This is a genomic window from Jatrophihabitans sp., from assembly GCF_051960575.1.
Lineage (GTDB): Bacteria > Actinomycetota > Actinomycetes > Mycobacteriales > Jatrophihabitantaceae > JBQCEE01.
In genome coordinates, this window is the sequence record NZ_JBQCEE010000096.1 from 1 (window position 1) to 14428 (window position 14428).

Annotated in this window: 18 protein-coding genes; 9 read left to right on the plus strand and 9 right to left on the minus strand. The window is 70.6% G+C overall.

Features of this window, described 5'->3' with window-relative positions; translation table 11 throughout:
- The first annotated feature begins 363 nt into the window (after positions 1-363).
- The 4 genes from ACTHMS_RS04860 (at position 364) to ACTHMS_RS04875 (ending at position 3521) form a co-directional block, all read left to right on the plus strand.
- The gene (locus ACTHMS_RS04860) at positions 364-618 is read left to right on the plus strand and encodes a hypothetical protein (protein ID WP_440305543.1); all 255 of its coding nucleotides are present in this window, start codon (positions 364-366) and stop codon (positions 616-618) included.
- 406 nt (positions 619-1024) lie between these two features.
- On the plus strand, positions 1025-1324 hold the full coding sequence (locus ACTHMS_RS04865; protein ID WP_440305544.1) for a hypothetical protein: 300 nt from the start codon (positions 1025-1027) through the stop codon (positions 1322-1324).
- 546 nt (positions 1325-1870) lie between these two features.
- Complete coding sequence (locus ACTHMS_RS04870; protein WP_440305545.1) at positions 1871-2770, plus strand: tetratricopeptide repeat protein; 900 nt, start codon at positions 1871-1873, stop codon at positions 2768-2770.
- 145 nt (positions 2771-2915) lie between these two features.
- Positions 2916-3521 (plus strand): hypothetical protein, encoded by a 606-nt coding sequence (locus ACTHMS_RS04875; RefSeq protein WP_440305546.1) that lies wholly within the window; start codon positions 2916-2918, stop codon positions 3519-3521.
- Between the two features lie 26 nt (positions 3522-3547).
- Here ACTHMS_RS04875 and ACTHMS_RS04880 read toward each other — a convergent pair whose 3' ends face one another.
- From ACTHMS_RS04880 to ACTHMS_RS04895, 4 genes are all read right to left on the minus strand, one after another.
- Positions 3548-4192: a dihydrofolate reductase family protein gene (locus ACTHMS_RS04880; RefSeq protein ID WP_440305547.1), complete on the minus strand. Its 645-nt coding sequence runs from the start codon at positions 4190-4192 to the stop codon at positions 3548-3550.
- Positions 4189-5556, minus strand: coding sequence for a PH domain-containing protein (locus ACTHMS_RS04885; protein WP_440305548.1), 1368 nt, complete (start codon positions 5554-5556; stop codon positions 4189-4191). The genes ACTHMS_RS04880 and ACTHMS_RS04885 overlap by 4 nt, the downstream gene beginning before the upstream one ends.
- Positions 5553-5999, minus strand: a complete 447-nt coding sequence (locus ACTHMS_RS04890; protein WP_440305549.1) for a PH domain-containing protein — start codon at positions 5997-5999, stop codon at positions 5553-5555. The genes ACTHMS_RS04885 and ACTHMS_RS04890 overlap by 4 nt, the downstream gene beginning before the upstream one ends.
- A 69-nt stretch (positions 6000-6068) precedes the next feature.
- A complete protein-coding gene (locus ACTHMS_RS04895) occupies positions 6069-6251 on the minus strand; it encodes a hypothetical protein (RefSeq protein WP_440305550.1) in 183 nt (60 codons plus the stop codon).
- An 81-nt stretch (positions 6252-6332) separates the two neighbouring features.
- Between ACTHMS_RS04895 and ACTHMS_RS04900 the strand changes: the two genes are divergently transcribed.
- Positions 6333-6908, plus strand: a complete 576-nt coding sequence (locus ACTHMS_RS04900) for a hypothetical protein (RefSeq protein WP_440305551.1) — start codon at positions 6333-6335, stop codon at positions 6906-6908.
- Positions 6909-6915: 7 nt separating this feature from the next.
- Here the strand turns inward: ACTHMS_RS04900 and ACTHMS_RS04905 are convergent, their stop codons facing one another.
- The 4 genes from ACTHMS_RS04905 to ACTHMS_RS04920 form a co-directional block, all read right to left on the minus strand.
- On the minus strand, positions 6916-7788 hold the full coding sequence (locus ACTHMS_RS04905) for a hypothetical protein (protein ID WP_440305552.1): 873 nt from the start codon (positions 7786-7788) through the stop codon (positions 6916-6918).
- A 66-nt stretch (positions 7789-7854) separates the two neighbouring features.
- The gene (locus ACTHMS_RS04910) at positions 7855-8886 is read right to left on the minus strand and encodes a 2Fe-2S iron-sulfur cluster-binding protein (RefSeq protein WP_440305553.1); all 1032 of its coding nucleotides are present in this window, start codon (positions 8884-8886) and stop codon (positions 7855-7857) included.
- Positions 8879-9151 (minus strand): hypothetical protein, encoded by a 273-nt coding sequence (locus ACTHMS_RS04915; RefSeq protein WP_440305554.1) that lies wholly within the window; start codon positions 9149-9151, stop codon positions 8879-8881. The genes ACTHMS_RS04910 and ACTHMS_RS04915 overlap by 8 nt, the downstream gene beginning before the upstream one ends.
- Entirely contained in the window at positions 9151-10353 is a 1203-nt protein-coding gene (locus ACTHMS_RS04920) for a Rieske 2Fe-2S domain-containing protein (protein ID WP_440305555.1), read from the minus strand. The genes ACTHMS_RS04915 and ACTHMS_RS04920 overlap by 1 nt, the downstream gene beginning before the upstream one ends.
- 193 nt (positions 10354-10546) lie before the next feature.
- Between ACTHMS_RS04920 and hsaA the strand changes: the two genes are divergently transcribed.
- The 4 genes from hsaA to hsaB are packed head-to-tail and all read left to right on the plus strand — an operon-like array spanning position 10547 to position 14059.
- Positions 10547-11740 (plus strand): 3-hydroxy-9,10-secoandrosta-1,3,5(10)-triene-9,17-dione monooxygenase oxygenase subunit, encoded by a 1194-nt coding sequence (gene hsaA, locus ACTHMS_RS04925; RefSeq protein WP_440305556.1) that lies wholly within the window; start codon positions 10547-10549, stop codon positions 11738-11740.
- A 2-nt stretch (positions 11741-11742) separates the two neighbouring features.
- Positions 11743-12606, plus strand: coding sequence for a 4,5:9,10-diseco-3-hydroxy-5,9,17-trioxoandrosta-1(10),2-diene-4-oate hydrolase (gene hsaD / locus ACTHMS_RS04930; protein ID WP_440305557.1), 864 nt, complete (start codon positions 11743-11745; stop codon positions 12604-12606).
- Positions 12603-13508, plus strand: coding sequence for an iron-dependent extradiol dioxygenase HsaC (hsaC, locus tag ACTHMS_RS04935; RefSeq protein WP_440305558.1), 906 nt, complete (start codon positions 12603-12605; stop codon positions 13506-13508). The genes hsaD and hsaC overlap by 4 nt, the downstream gene beginning before the upstream one ends.
- The gene (hsaB, locus tag ACTHMS_RS04940; protein WP_440305559.1) at positions 13505-14059 is read left to right on the plus strand and encodes a 3-hydroxy-9,10-secoandrosta-1,3,5(10)-triene-9,17-dione monooxygenase reductase subunit; all 555 of its coding nucleotides are present in this window, start codon (positions 13505-13507) and stop codon (positions 14057-14059) included. Before hsaC ends, hsaB begins: the two co-directional genes overlap by 4 nt.
- Before the next feature lie 6 nt (positions 14060-14065).
- Here the strand turns inward: hsaB and ACTHMS_RS04945 are convergent.
- The coding region (locus ACTHMS_RS04945) for a VOC family protein (RefSeq protein ID WP_440305560.1) at positions 14066-14428 on the minus strand (363 nt) is incomplete at its 5' end.

Here is a 14428-nt window from a genome sequence, read left to right on the forward strand (position 1 = left end):
GTCATGATCAACGGCAGAGTCGGCTGGCGACCACCCGCCTGGCTCGACCCCGAACGAACACCACGGTTCAACCGACTCCGCCGCCACTTCGACCCCGACCAGGATCTGCGGCTCGACACCACCCCCGACGACGACCCCACCCTCGACTAAGCCCCACGGGAACGTTGAGGCGTCGCGTCAGTCAAGGCACCCCTCTGTGCTCGACATGCTTGATATGTGGGTGATCTGACTGTCATTCCGGCGGGCGAAGGTGGCCTCTTTCGGAGCGACTCAGACGGCGGCCCGGAGTGTCCTATGTCGATCTTTGTGTGACCCGCTCGATCGCGTCGGTGGGGCATCCCGTGCCGCGGCTCGGGCAGCCGGGTGTTCGACCGGGATCTGGACTTTGTGGCGGGCCGGTGCCGGCCGAACACGGTGCTGGCGACGGCCTATGACCTGAAGGTGTTCTTCACCGTCGTAGCGAAGGATCGGCGCCGCCTTCTCCCGATTGTGGCGCAAACCAAGCACCTGGCCGTTGGCGATGATCGTTCTGCAGCCTCGGGCATGCGGGTGAGGGTGTTCGGCCGTGAAATCCTCGGGCCGCCTGGCCACGGCTCTCCCAGCGATCGCTGTCGCTGAATCTACAGGCGGCCGCAGCCAGCCAGGCGCAGCACCATGCCTAGGAACGGAACTAGCCACCGGGTTTCACGTGTAGGTGCGCCGTTCTCACTCGAAACGCAGAACCGGGACAGCATCACGCCGATAGACCCTGCTTCCGCGAGCCCCCGCGCCCACCATGGCTGCTACGACGCCTGCTCACAGCTCGGCTCAAGCAGGCACGGCTGGGAGGTGCAATATGCAAGTGTATCGACAGAGCGGGAACCGTCGGCGAATTGCTATATTCGCTGGCTTCCTGATGCTTCTTACAGGGATGCTTTGTTCTACGGCGGGCGCGGCGCCAGTGCAAAGCACATTTGTGCGGTGCCCTCAGCATGACGCGTCAGGGTGCGGCTACCCATCGAAAGGCAATCAATTGCCCGTCCAGGTGGACCTCAGCGGCTACGCCACCTTCGAATCATTCTGCGCCGCAGTCCAATTCACTCGAAACCTGCTCGATCCCAACGAGGCGTTCGTCTTTATTATGGGCGGCTACGAGGGCGTGCGTGGCCAAAATGGCGGAACGACGTCCTTAGCAACACTCACAACCTGTAGCTCATCCCCCCAGTTCATGGACGCGTTGTCCTCGCGCGACAGCAACTGGAATGTGTGGATGAATAATGGCAGTGCGCGGGTGACTTCGATCTCCGTACCGATCAACGGGCTTCCCCCGGTCAAGGTTTACTAGGAAGCTTCGAGCTTTCGAACGTCACAGTGAGGACCGAGTCCGCCTGTTGCTCAGAGTCTCTGGCGTGTGAGCGACAAGCCGTTCTGGTCGGCATCGGCATGGTGAGCGAATCGCACGAACATGCTTGGTCTGCGAGTCGTCGTCTGCTTCCTCGCCTGAACGCTCAGCGCCCCCAGCACCGGTGTGATCAAGCGTCAAGTGACGCGCGCTAGGTCGATCCGTCGGGTCGCGGCACGGCGGCCGGCGAACAGTACCGTCCGTACTGACGTCGGCGGTCGACGACGTACCAGACAGCCCACGTGATCGGCCACGCGGCCGCAGACAGCGCGACGACGCCCCACGGGTCGTGCCGACGAGTGCTCCCGACGCCGGTCAGCACGGCGAAGATCGTGAAGAGACCCAGGAGCAACGCTGCGCCATCGCCCAAGATCGTCACCGCCCCTCGTCCTGCCACCGATGGTTCCGCGGCATCAGCGCACCGGTCAACTGGTGGGACGGCATACTGCGCGCATGGGTTGGCGCCGGAACCGAGGACGGCCGCCTCTCGTGGAACTCCAGCGGCAGTACCAAGCAGCGTGCGAGGCCGGCGACTTCGCTGCCGAGATCCGCGTCCTGCAATCGATCACCCACGACCACCCTGACGTCGGCTGGGGCTGGTTCGACCTCGGTCTGCGGATGAAGTGGACGAGGGACTGGGCCGCCAGCCGCGAGGCCAACGCGCGTGCTCTGGCGCTGCTCGACACGACCGCCGAACGGCCTGAGGCGTGGAATCTCGGCATCGCGGCGACCGCCTTGGGCGACTGGGCGACGGCGCGTCGCGCCTGGTCGGCCTACGGCATCGGCCTGCCCGACGGCGCGGACGACCAGCCCATCGACGGCGACTTCGGCCTGACGCCGGTGCGGCTCAACCCCGACCCACGCTTCGGCGAGCCGGCGTTCACCCTCGACGGCGAGCGCTTCCGGACCGAGGTCGTCTGGTCACGACGGCTCTGCCCAGCACGGGCCCGGATCGAGAACGTGCCGCTGCCTGAGTCGGGGCACCGGTGGGGCGACATCGTGCTGCACGACGGCGATCCGGTCGGGCACCGCCGCCTCGGCGCGAGCGAACGACCGGTGTTCAACGAGCTCGCACTGCTGGCTCGCGGCCCCTACGCGACGCTCACGACGGTGATCGACGCCGCGGATCGGGTGCACCTGGACGAGATGCAGGACGCGTTCGCCGATCGCGGCTGGGCGGTCGAGTCGTGGACGACCAGCACCCAGTTCCTCTGCAAGGCGTGCAGCGAGGGCTTGCCGGACGAGGCGCACGACCACGCCGTCCGCCGGCCGGGGGAGACCGTGGCCCTCGGCATCGCGGCGCCCCCGGACGCCGTCGAGCCGGTGCTGGACGCGTGGTTGCGCGAGCAGGGGCTCGAGCGCGGCCCGATCGTCCCGGCATCGGCCTGAGACCGTCCGACACGTCGCACGACCTGGCGGCCGATGTCGCGCCGAGCGACTGCCGATGGACGCATGGGCGTGCGACCATCCTGCAGTGCCCGACCAGCCTGCGGCAGCTGTGAGACTTCCGGCCGACCGGTCGAGCCTGGTACTCATGGTCATCCCCTGCGCGCTGCTCGCCGGCGCGGCCATCCTGTTCGTCGCGGCGTTCGGCGCGACGACGCACGGCGGCTATCGGGTGTACGGCGCCGTCCTCGGGACCTTCGCCGGGCTCGTCGGTGCGATGACGCTGGCTGTCCTGCTCCGCGCGTTGCGACCGCTGACGGTGAAGGGCGGCACGATCAGGATTGCGCATGGGCTGAGAACGATCCGCGTGCCGCTGACGGAGGTGACCGGGCTGGGGTTGCTCTTCCAGTACGTCGGCGTCGCAGGACGTCGGGCGCAGCAGGCTGGGTGGTTCCCCTACGTCTGGGACGGCGACGCACGTCCGCATCGGATCCCGGCAGCTGCGCTCGTGGCTCCTCACTGGACGCCGGCCACCCGGTGGGCCGGCCCGTTGCCGTGGGGCACGGCCGAACAGCTCGCCGCATCTCGGACGGGCAAGGCGGTCAGCGAATTGCGGTCGATCGTCCTCGCGGTCCAGGGCGAGCACGGTCCGCTGCGCCGTCAGGCAGAGGAGACACGGACGGGTCTACGGTCGCCGTCGCTCGCCGGCCTGACCTATGCCTGCTGGCCTGTGGCCACCGCCCCGCACACGTGACCCGGCCCGACCGTCGTGACCGTCGGTCAGGTCGTGCGGTCGAAGGTCAGGTGCGTGACACCGCTCGGTGACGACACCACCTCGACGGCGTAGTCGGCCTCGAGCCCTTCGAGGCCGTCCCAGAGACGCACGCCGCGACCGAGCAGGATCGGGACCTGCACGACATGCAGGTGGTCGATCAGCCCAGCGGCGAGGAAGTCGCGCACGACCGTCGGGCCGCCGCCGATGCGCACGTCGCGTCCGCCCGCGGCCTCCTGTGCAACCCGCAACGCCTCGGCGGGCGAGGCGTCGAGGAAGTGGAACGTCGTGCCGCCCTCCATCTCGATCGACGGACGCGGCCGGTGGGTCAGCACGAAGGTGGGCGTGTGGAACGGCGGGTTCGGTCCCCACCAGCCGGTCCAGTCGGCGTCGTCCTGCCAGCCCGGCGGGCCGAACTTGCCCGCGCCCATGATCTCGGCGCCGATGCCCGGCTCGTGCTGCTGCGCGAAGGCGTCGTCGATGCCGCTGCTGCCGCCCTCGCGTCCGAACAGCGCAGTGCCGAAGCGGGTGGCGAACATCCACTGGTGCATGCGGTGCCCGGCGTGGCCGAACGGCTCGTCCAGCGACAGGTTCTCGCCGGTGCCGAAGCCGTCGAGCGAGATCGAGAAGTTGTGGACGCGGGTGCGTGTCATGGCGGTCCCTCCGGTCGGAGCTGATCATGCCACTGGCCACGACGGTCGCGGCGCGCGTGCGCGGCGAGCGACGACAGCTCGGCCAGCAGCTGCCGCGACTCGTCGACGTCGCGGTGCCGCGCCTGCGCGTGCCAGCCACGCCCGGCGACGTCGACGTGCACCGTGGCCAGCCTCAACGCGCGTTGCAGCGGCCCCTGCGTCCAGCGCACGCTCTGCACCTTGTCCAGCGGCACGACCGTCGTGCGCAGCTCGAGCCGGCCCGTACGCGCGACGACGAACGCACCGTCGTGCCACACGCTCGACGCCCACCACGACAGCGGTGCCCGCACGAGCGCGCGCCGCGGCGGTCTGGACCCGGGACGCAGCACGTCGGCACCGCGCAGCACGCGCGACGCGACGAACCCGACGTCGGACGCGTGCCCGACCGGCATGAGCGCGCGGCTGAGCAGCCGGCTGTCCGCCTCCGAACCGCGCCGGCCCGCGCGCTGGCGAGCGAGGTCGACCTCCACGCGCAGCCAGCCGAACGGGCGCCACAACAACGGTTGCGTGCAGCGCAGCGCCTGCACGCGGCCGAACGGGATCGTCTCGGCGCGGGTCTCGACCAGGCCGCTGTGCAGTCGCAGCCCGTCGCCGGCCGCGGCGATGCGGAAGGCGAACTCCGCGACGATGCGGCGCACGACCAGCGAGGCGAAGGTGACCGCGACGGCGAGGAACCCGCCGAGCACCCCGAACGCCACCTTGGTCGCACCGCTCGCGAACAGCGCGACCAACAGCACGACGAACGCCATGACCACGAGCGCCGGCCCGCCGAGCAGTGCGGACGCGAGCAGCCGACCGCCGCGCACCTGCCACAACGGCAGCTCGGGCGGCTCGGGCGTCGCCTCGTGCAGGCCGTGCGCGAGCGCGAGCAGCTGCGCGCGCACCTCGGTCGCGCGGTCCTCGCGCAGGTAGGCCAGGCGACCGTGCGAGGTGCCCGTGCCGGCGCTCTCGACCCGCACCTCGCTGAGCCCGGCTAGCCGCCCGAGGCCCGGCCGCACGACGTCCACCGACTGGATGTTCGCCAGCGGCAGCCGGATCGACTGCCGGCGGAGCAGGCCGGTTTCGATCTGCAGCTCGCCGCCGTGCACCCGCCAGCGCGTGACCGCCCAGTGCACCGCACCGCCGATCGAGCCGAGCACCAGGATGCCGAGCTCGATGAGCGTCGAGGTGAGCTGACGCTCGGTGACGACACGCGGCACGATCACGATCAGCAGCACGCCGAATGCGCGGCCGAACTGCACGACCGGCGACAGGGGGTGCAGTCTCGCCCAGACGCTCGCGAGGGCGCCCGTCTCGGCGACGGGCGTCGGCGCCGGCGAGGTCACAGCCCGCTCGAACGGGCTTCGCCGAGCGCGGCCAGTTGGTCGCGCAGCCGTTCGGCCTCGGCCCGGTCGAGGCCGGGGATGCGCGCGTTCGTCGCCGCCGCGGCCGTGTGCAGCTGCACGGTGGCCAGCCCGAAGCCGCGCTCGACCGGCCCGGCGGTGACGTCGACGAACTGCATGCGCCCGTACGGCACCACGCTCGTGCGCTGGAACAGCACGCCCCGGCTGACGACGAGGTCGTCGCCGCGTTCCTCGTAGTGCCACGAGCGGCAGCGCGACCGCAGCGACACGTAGACGCAGGCCGCGACGACCGCGACGCCCACCAGCGCGAGGACGCCGGCGAGCGCGCCGACGGCGAGGAACAGCGGTACTGCGACCGCGGCGGCGACCACCACGGTGCCGACCTCCCACTCGGCACGGCGCGCCGACCAGAGCCGATCACTCACCTGGGGCACGTGCGCCGTCTCCCGACCTGGTCGCTGCTGGTGGCCGGGTCGAGCGTAGCCGCGCGTCGATCAGTCGCGGACGAACGGATCGCGCCCGGGCGGCGCGTCGACCGGCAGGAACTCCTCACCCGGCGCGTGGTTGTGCACCGCCGGGTAGGTGTGCTCGAAGCCGGGATGGTCGGTGCGGCAGTGGTCGTCGAGCTCGGTCCGCCACGTGAACCGCAGCTCGCACTTCGGGCACTGGTGCGTCATCGCTGAACCCCTTCCGAGGAACCTGCGCAGTTCCACGGTAGGACGCCCGAGGCACGAGCGACAGCGGTACGTTCGGCTCACATGGTGCTCTTCGCCGACGACGACCTCGCGGACGACCAGCTCGAGCAGCCGGGTGTGCCGCGGCGATGGGTCGCGCTCGGGCTGCTCGTGGCCGTGCTGGTCGCCGCCGGGGCCGTCGTCCTGCAGACCCGGTCGGCGATCCCAGGACACGGCAGCGGCCGGCGTCCGGCGGCGGCCGCATCGGTGCCGGTCGAGCAGGCCTGCCGGGCCGCGCCCGACTGCACCGTCTTCGACTCCGCCCCGGTGGCGGTCACCGGGCTCGCCCGCGAGAAGCTCGGACGCGACGTGCTGCTGCAGGTGCACTCGGCCGTCGCCCACTCGTCCGGACGCCCCCTGCTCATCGATCGCAGCATCGACGCGTTCGCCAACTCGGCGACCGTGCTCATCCGCGTCGATCTGGGCGGGTCGGGCGAGCAACCCATCGCCCCCGACCCGCCCGGTGTCGGCTCGCTGTTGATCCACGAGCGCAACGCCGGCTTCGTCGTGCGGCTGCAGTACCTGGCGCCCGAAACGGTGCCGCCCGACCTCACGGCGCTGCGCGCCCTCATGCGCGACCCGCGGCTGCTCGCCGTCTGACCGTGCCTCAGGCCACGCAGGGTGCGGGATAGCGCAGGCTCGCCCGCCAGATCGTCCCCTTGCCGCCCGACTCGTCGTGCACCTCGAGCCGGAGCGCGTCGAAGAAGGTGTACGGGCCGGCGCCGCCGGTGTGCGTCGACCAGATCGTCCGGCCGTGCGGCCCGACGATGACGAGGTTCCCGTCGGGTCGCATCAGCAACGACGACCCCGCGCGATGCGTTCGGGTGTGCCAGTGGACGCACTCGTCGTTGCGCAACACCAGGTCGCCGTCGGGTTGCATGACCAGCCGTTCGAGATCACGGCTCCTCGATTGCTGATCGGCCCATCGTGAGTACATCCGCTGCCCCGGAAGGAGCCGCTGGCGCGGGCCCAGGTAGACCCGCGTGGTGTTCGTCGCCCAGACCCTGCGCCCCTCAGCCGTCGTCATGACCAGATCGCCGCTGTCCCGCAGCGTCAGGCGGTTCCGAGTACCCGACCCGCGGGTGCCGCTCGTCCAGAGGATGACCCCGCGACTGGTCATCAACACCAGATTGCCGTCGCGCCGTAGCCGCAGGATCGAACGGTCGGTGTTGCTCTGGTGGAGCCCGGTGCCGTCGTCGCGGAACCAGATGCCCGTGCCGGCGAAGTCAGGCTCGGTCGCGGTGCCGATGCGCACGTAGTCCCACAGCGCGAGGAAGTCGGGACTCAGCTTCAGCTGGAACTCCCCGGACGGGGATGCGAGGACGTCGTTCGCGGTCAGCGCGACCAATTGCTGCCCCGCCACGAGGACGCTGGGGTGACCGCCGGCATCACCTGCCGATGCGGACGACGAGATGAGGACGGCGAGCGCCAGGACCGTCAGCGCGACGATGCTCGGAGCTGCGACGAACCGACGCCTCATCGGTCGCCTCCGCGAGCCGGGATCATCCGCAGAGTATGGGGCCACCGCGCGGTCGGCGCCACGCCACTACGAGTACCGCACCGACACGGTGTCCGAGATGGGCAGCGACTGGCAGCCGAGCACGTAGCCCTCGGCGAGGTCCTCGGGCTCGAGGATCTCGTTGTGCAGCATCTTCACCTCGCCGCGGTCGACGATGCAGGCGCAGGCGCTGCACAGCCCCTGCCGGCACGAGTACGGCGCCTTGATGCCCTGCGCCAGCAGGAAGTCGAGCAGCTTGGTCTGCCGGGGCCACTGCAGGTGGTGGGTGACGCCGTCGAGCTCGACCTCGAGCTCGGCAGCGGCGCCGTCGTCGGTGACCGCCGGCACGGGCACCTCGGCGAACGGGTCCTCGGTGAGCGACTGGAACCGCTCGATGTGCACGCGCGCCGGCGGCACGCCGACGTCGCGCAGCGCGTGGGTCACCGTCTCCATGAACGGGCTCGGCCCACACACGAACGCCTGATAGGACGCGTAGGGCTCGGCGAACGACGCGAGCTGGGCCCGCGTCGGCAGGCCCTGCACCGACTCGAGCACGTGGATCACGTGCAGCCGCTCGGGGTTCTCGGCCGCGAGGCGCTGCAGCTCGCCGGCGAACATGACGGCTCGCTCGTGCTGGTTGGCGTAGACCAGCACGACGCGTCCGGAGCCTGTGGCGAGCGCGGACTTCAGGATCGACAGCACCGGCGTGATGCCCGAGCCGCCGGCGAAGAGCAGCAGGTCGGCGTCCAGCGAGGCAGGGGTGAAGACCCCGGCCGGCGGCAGCGCGAGCACTTCATGCCCGACCGCGAGCGCCTCGTTGATCCAGGTCGACGCGACACCGTCGCGCACCCGCTTCACGGCGACGCGCATCGGCTCGTCGACGTGCGGCGACGAGCAGAGCGAGTAGCAGCGCGCGACGGTGCCGGCGGGCGTCGGCAGTTGCAGGGTGAGGAATTGGCCGGGGGAGTAGGCGAAGTCGGCCGCGTCCGCATCGGCCGGTGCGAGCACGACCGAGCACGCGTCGTCGGTCTCGCGCACGACGTCGACGACCCGCAGCATGCGAGCGGGGGAGTCAGGCATCGGGCACCACGATCGTGCCGTCGGCGACGGCCGCGGCGATGCTCTCGCGCAGGCGTCCGCAGCCGAGCTGCAGGCCACCGCTGGTGTCGCCGACGCCGGCGGCGAACTCCCGGCACTGCCGCACCGCACTCGCCGTCCACTGGATCGACGTGTGCCGGCGGCTGTTCTTCTTGACGCCGACCTCGACACCGCACGCCGCGCACTGCACCGGCACGAGTCCGACCTCGGTGTAAAGGCGGATGTCGGCGACGGTGTCGGCGCGCATCAGACGCCCGCTTCGGCCTCGACGGCGGTCGCTGCGGCAGCCTCGGCGGCCGCCGCCTGCTCCGCGCGCACGCGCAGGTTCTCGGCGACCTCCTTCTCCCAGTTCTCGACCGCGTGCGTGGTGTCGATCTCGAACTCGAAGCGGGCGGTCATGTCCTCGGTGACCTCGGCGGCGTCGACGTAGAACTGCTCGTACCAGCGACGCAGCTGGTAGACCGGCCCGTCCTCCTCGCAGAGCAGCGGGTTGTCGATGCGGCTCTTGTGCTTCCAGATCTCGACGTCCTGCTCGAAGCCGAGCTTGAAGCTCTTGGCGAACTTGCCGGCGATGACGTTGGCCATGTCGTCGTCGACACCCGGCAGCTTCTTCACCATGACGCCGTACTGCAGCACGAACGAGTTCTGGTCGATCGGGTAGTGCGAGTTGATGAGCACGGTCTCGACGGTCGTGCCGCGGAAGTCGTTCCACAGCCAGTTGATCATGTAGGCCGGGCCGAAGTAGGACGCCTCCGAGCGCAGCAGGTTGTCCTCGCCCGAGTACTGCGAGCGCTTGCCCGAGCCGGGGCCGACGTCGGGGCGGCCGCGCGACTCCATGAACTGCGTCGCCACGTGGCCCTCGAAGACGTTCTTGAAGTACGTGGGGAACGCAAAGTGGATGTAGTAGAAGTGCGCCATGTCCGAGACGTTGTCGATGATCTCGCGGCAGTTCGAGCCCTCGATCACCAGCTTCGTCCAGACCCAGTCGCTCCACTCGGACGAGCCGACGCCCTCGACGTCCGGGATCTCGACCTCCGGCGGGGGCGGGTTGCCCTCGGGGTCGTGCCACACGACGAGCTGGCCGTTCTTCTCCTTCGCGGTCCACGACCGCGTGCGGGCGCGCAGCGGCACCCGCTTGGCGTAGGGGATGCCGACGCAGCGGCCCTGGCCCGACCAGCGCCAGTCGTGGAACGGGCAGGCGATGTTGCCGTCCTTCACCGTGCCCCGCGACAGGTCGCCGCCCATGTGCCGGCAGTACCCGTCGAGCACGTTGAGCTCGCCGTCGGCGCCCTGCCACACCACCAGCTTCGTGCCGAAGGCCTCGACCGCGTGCGGCTCGCCGTCGCGGAAGTCGCTGGCCAGCCCGAGGCAGTGCCACCCGCGCGCGAAGCGCTCCGGCGGGCGTCCGGCATCGATCGTGCGCACTCCCGCGTCACCCGGCTGCGTCATCGCACCTCCTCGTGCAACCCGCCGCGGCGTCGGCACCGCTCGGCGTAGTGGAACACGTTACAGAAATGCCTGCCGTGCCGCCACCGCCAGCCCACCGTTTCCCCGATGTTTCGGCGCGTCGGCGCTTCCTCGACACCCGTGAGAACTTGTTCTAGTCTTGGCGCCGAACCAGCAGCGCGAGAGAGGCGAACCGATGGCGGCTCCCACGATCGAGTCCGGCCACACCGTCCAGGGTGTGCTCGACGGCGTCACCGACCTCCTACCCACCCTGCGCGAGCGCGCCCAGGAGACCGAGGATGCCCGCCGCATCTCGGAGGAGTCGATCAAGGGCCTGCAGGAGACCGGCTTCTTCCGGTTGCTGCAGCCGGCGCGCTACGACGGCCTCGAGGCCTCGCCGGTGCACTTCTACCGCGCGGTGCGGCTGATCGCGTCGGCCTGCGGCTCGACCGGTTGGGTCTCGTCCGTGCTCGGCGTGCACCCGTGGCAGCTCGGCCTGTTCGACGACCGCGCCCAGGCGGAGGTCTGGGGCGACGACCCGTCGACGCTCGTGTCGTCCTCCTACGCCCCGATGGGCCGCGCGACCGTCGTCGACGGCGGCTTCCGCTTCAGCGGCAAGTGGTCGTTCTCGTCCGGCTGCGACCACGCGCAGTGGGTGTTCCTGGGCGGCCTCGTGCTCGACGGCGACGGCAACGTCATCGACTTCCGCACCTTCCTGCTGCCGCGCGCCGACTACACGATCGAGGACGTCTGGGACACCGTCGGCCTGCGCGGCACCGGCAGCAACGACATCATCGTCGACGACGTCTTCGTGCCCGACCACCGCACGCTGTCGTTCATGGACACCGGCCGCTGCGCCGGCCCGGGCCAGGCCGTGAACGACGCGCCGATCTACAAGCTGCCGTTCGCCACGGTGTTCTCGACCTCGATCGCCGTGCCGATCCTCGGCATGGCGCGCGGTGCCTACGAGGCCTACGTCGGTTGGACGAAGGAGCGCGTGCGCGCGTCGACCCGCGCGCAGGCGGCGGCCGACGCGGTCAAACAGATCCCCATCGCCGAGGCCGCCTCGAAGATCGACGGCGCGGTGCTGCAGATCGAGCGCAACATCGACGAGGAGCTCGCCTTCGTCGAGCGCGGCGAGAAGATCCCGATGTGGCTGCGGGTGCAGGCCCGGCGCGACCAGGTGTCGGCGACCGCCGCGGGCATCGCCGCGGTCGACCGGCTCTTCGAGTCGGCCGGCGGCCGCGCGCTGCGGGCGGGTACGCCGATTCAGCGCTTCTGGCGCGACGCGCACGCCGGCCGCGTGCACGCGATCAACGACCCCGAGAAGGCGCTGGTGCTCTTCGGCCAGTTCGAGCTCGGCCAGAAGGTCACGGACGCGTGGGTGTAGCGGTGACGTCGACGCTCGAGGACACCAGCCGCTACGCCGACCTGCCCTCCGGCCTGCGGCTGCACTACCACGAGGCCGGGCCGGCGGACGGCCCCGTCGTGGTGTTCCTGCACGGCGGCGGCCCGGGCGCGTCGGCGTGGTCGAACTTCGGCCGCACGATCGACGTCTTCGGCGAGCACGGCTTCCGGGCGATCGCGGTCGACCAGCCCGGCTTCGGCCGGTCGAGCAAGCCGACCGCGTTCGAGCAGCAGTTCTTCACCGCGAGTGCGAACGCGCTGGTCGAGCTGTTCGACGTCCTCGGCATCGAGCGCGCGCACCTCGTCGGCAACTCCCTCGGCGGCGGCACGGCGACGCGGCTCGCCCTGAACCACCCGAAGCGTGCGGGACGCCTGGTGCTGATGGCCCCGGGTGGCCTCCAGCTGAACCTGTTCTCGCCCGACCCGACCGAGGGCATCAAGAAGCTCTTCGCCTTCGCCGCCCCGCCCGGGCCGAGCAAGGAGAGGCTCGCCGACTTCCTGCGCACGCTCGTGTACGACCAGTCGATGATCACCGACGAGCTCGTCGACGAGCGGTTCACCTCCGCCGCCGATCCCGAGACGCTGCGGTCGATGGCGGCGATGGGCGCGACCTTCGCGACCGGCTACGACGAGGCGCAGCTGTGGCGCGACGCCTACAAGCTGCGGCAGCGCGTGCTGCTCGTCTGGGGACGCGAGGACCGTGTCAACCCGATCGACGGCGCCTTCGTCGGGCTCAAGCTGATCCCGCGGGCGCAGCTGCACGTGTTCGGCGGGTGCGGGCACTGGGCGATGCTCGAGAAGTTCGACGAGTTCAACGCGCTGGTGGCTCAGTTCCTGGACGCGCCGTGAGCCTCTCGTCCCTCGGTTACCTGCGCATCGGCGCAACGGATGTTGCGGCCTGGCGCGAGTACGGCCTCAAGGTGCTCGGTCTGGTCGAGGGCAGCGGCAGCACGCCCGGCGCCGTCTACTTCCGCATGGACGACTTCCCGGCCCGGCTGGTGATCGTGCCGGACGAACGCGACCGGCTCGTCGCGTCCGGGTGGGAGACGGCGAACGCCGCGGCGCTGGAGGACATCCGCGACCGGCTCGACGCTGCCGGCGTGCCCTACAAGGAGGGCACGGCCGAGGAACTGGCCGATCGGCGCGTCGACGAGCTGATCAGCTTCGAGGACCCGTCGGGCAACACGCTCGAGGCGTTCCACGGCGCCGCACTCGAACACCGCCGCGTCGTGTCGCCGTACGGCCACCGCTTCGTCACCGGCGAGCAGGGCCTCGGCCACGTCGTGCTGTCGACGCACGACGACGAGGCGGCGCTGCGCTTCTACCGCGACGTGCTCGGCTTCCGGCTGCGCGACTCGATGCGGCTGCCACCGCAGGCGGTGGGTCGTCCTGCCGACGGCAAGCCCGCGTGGCTGCGGTTCTTCGGCTGCAACCCGCGGCACCACAGCCTGGCGTTCCTGCCGATGCCGACACCGTCGGGCATCGTGCACCTCATGATCGAGGTCGAGACGGCCGACGACGTCGGGCTCGGACTCGACCGCGCGCTGCGCCGCAAGGTGCCGATGTCGGCGACGCTCGGCCGGCACGTCAACGACCTGATGCTGAGCTTCTACATGAAGACGCCCGGCGGTTTCGACATCGAGTTCGGCTGCGAAGGTCGTCAGGTCGAGGACGAGTCGTGGATCGCGCGCGAGTCGACCGCGGTCTCGTTGTGGGGCCACGACTTCAGCCTCGGCGCGCGCTACCAGTGACCGTCGGCGCCGGCATCGACGCGAGCGCCTACCGCAAGGCGCTCGGTCACTTCTGCACCGGCGTCACGGTGATCGCCGCGCAGGGCCCGGACGAGCCGGTCGGCTTCGCCTGCCAGTCGTTCGCGGCACTCTCGCTCGACCCGCCGCTCGTGCTCTTCTGCCCCGGCAAGACGGCGCGCACCTGGCCGGTGATCGAGGCGGCCGGCGCCTTCAGCGTCAACGTGCTCGCCCACGACCAGCAGCAGGTCTCGGCGGTCTTCGGCCGTGCGGGCGCGGACAAGTTCTCGTCCGTCGGCTGGAGCCCGGCGCCGTCCGGGGCACCCGTGCTCGACGGCGTGCTGACGTGGATCGACTGCACCGTCGAGCAGGTGCTGGACGGCGGCGACCACCACATCGTCGTCGGGCGCGTCACCGCGCTCGGCGAGCCGATGGACGACCACCGACCGCTGCTGTTCTTCCGCGGCGCCTACACCGCGACCGAGGAGCCCGAGCCGACACCGGGGATCATGGACAACCTCATCACCTGGTCGCGGCAGGACGACTGGTTCTGACGCCGGTCAGGTCGAGCGGACCGGTCCGGCGACCTCCCACACGTGGCCGCCCGGTGCGCGGAACGACGCGGTGCGAACACCCCACGGCCGGTCGATCGGCCCGTTGAGCAGGTCGACGCCGCGCTGCTGCAGTCGCGCGCAGACGGCGTCGACGTCGCCGACCTCGATCGTGTAGACCGCACGCACGCCGTCGTGTGGGCCACCGACCGGTGCCGGCTCGACGAGCTCGGGGGCCGCGTCCACCTGCAGCAGGTTCACCAGCGTGCCACCGAGGCGGAAGACCACCGAGACGTCGTCCTCGAAGTGCACGGGCAACTCGAAGACCTCGGTGTAGAAGCGGCGCGCCGCGGCCACGTCCTCGACGACGAG

Bases quoted from the DNA above. Each gene is read 5' to 3' on its own strand.
- ACTHMS_RS04875 (WP_440305546.1), top strand. From the start codon at position 2,916: ATGGTCATCCCCTGCGCGCTGCTCGCCGGCGCGGCCATCCTGTTCGTC.
- ACTHMS_RS04880 (WP_440305547.1), bottom strand. From the start codon at position 4,192: ATGACACGCACCCGCGTCCACAACTTCTCGATCTCGCTCGACGGCTTC.
- ACTHMS_RS04895 (WP_440305550.1), bottom strand. From the start codon at position 6,251: ATGACGCACCAGTGCCCGAAGTGCGAGCTGCGGTTCACGTGGCGGACC.
- ACTHMS_RS04900 (WP_440305551.1), top strand. From the start codon at position 6,333: ATGGTGCTCTTCGCCGACGACGACCTCGCGGACGACCAGCTCGAGCAG.
- ACTHMS_RS04905 (WP_440305552.1), bottom strand. From the start codon at position 7,788: ATGAGGCGTCGGTTCGTCGCAGCTCCGAGCATCGTCGCGCTGACGGTC.
- ACTHMS_RS04910 (WP_440305553.1), bottom strand. From the start codon at position 8,886: ATGCCTGACTCCCCCGCTCGCATGCTGCGGGTCGTCGACGTCGTGCGC.
- ACTHMS_RS04915 (WP_440305554.1), bottom strand. From the start codon at position 9,151: ATGCGCGCCGACACCGTCGCCGACATCCGCCTTTACACCGAGGTCGGA.
- ACTHMS_RS04920 (WP_440305555.1), bottom strand. From the start codon at position 10,353: ATGACGCAGCCGGGTGACGCGGGAGTGCGCACGATCGATGCCGGACGC.
- hsaA (WP_440305556.1), top strand. From the start codon at position 10,547: ATGGCGGCTCCCACGATCGAGTCCGGCCACACCGTCCAGGGTGTGCTC.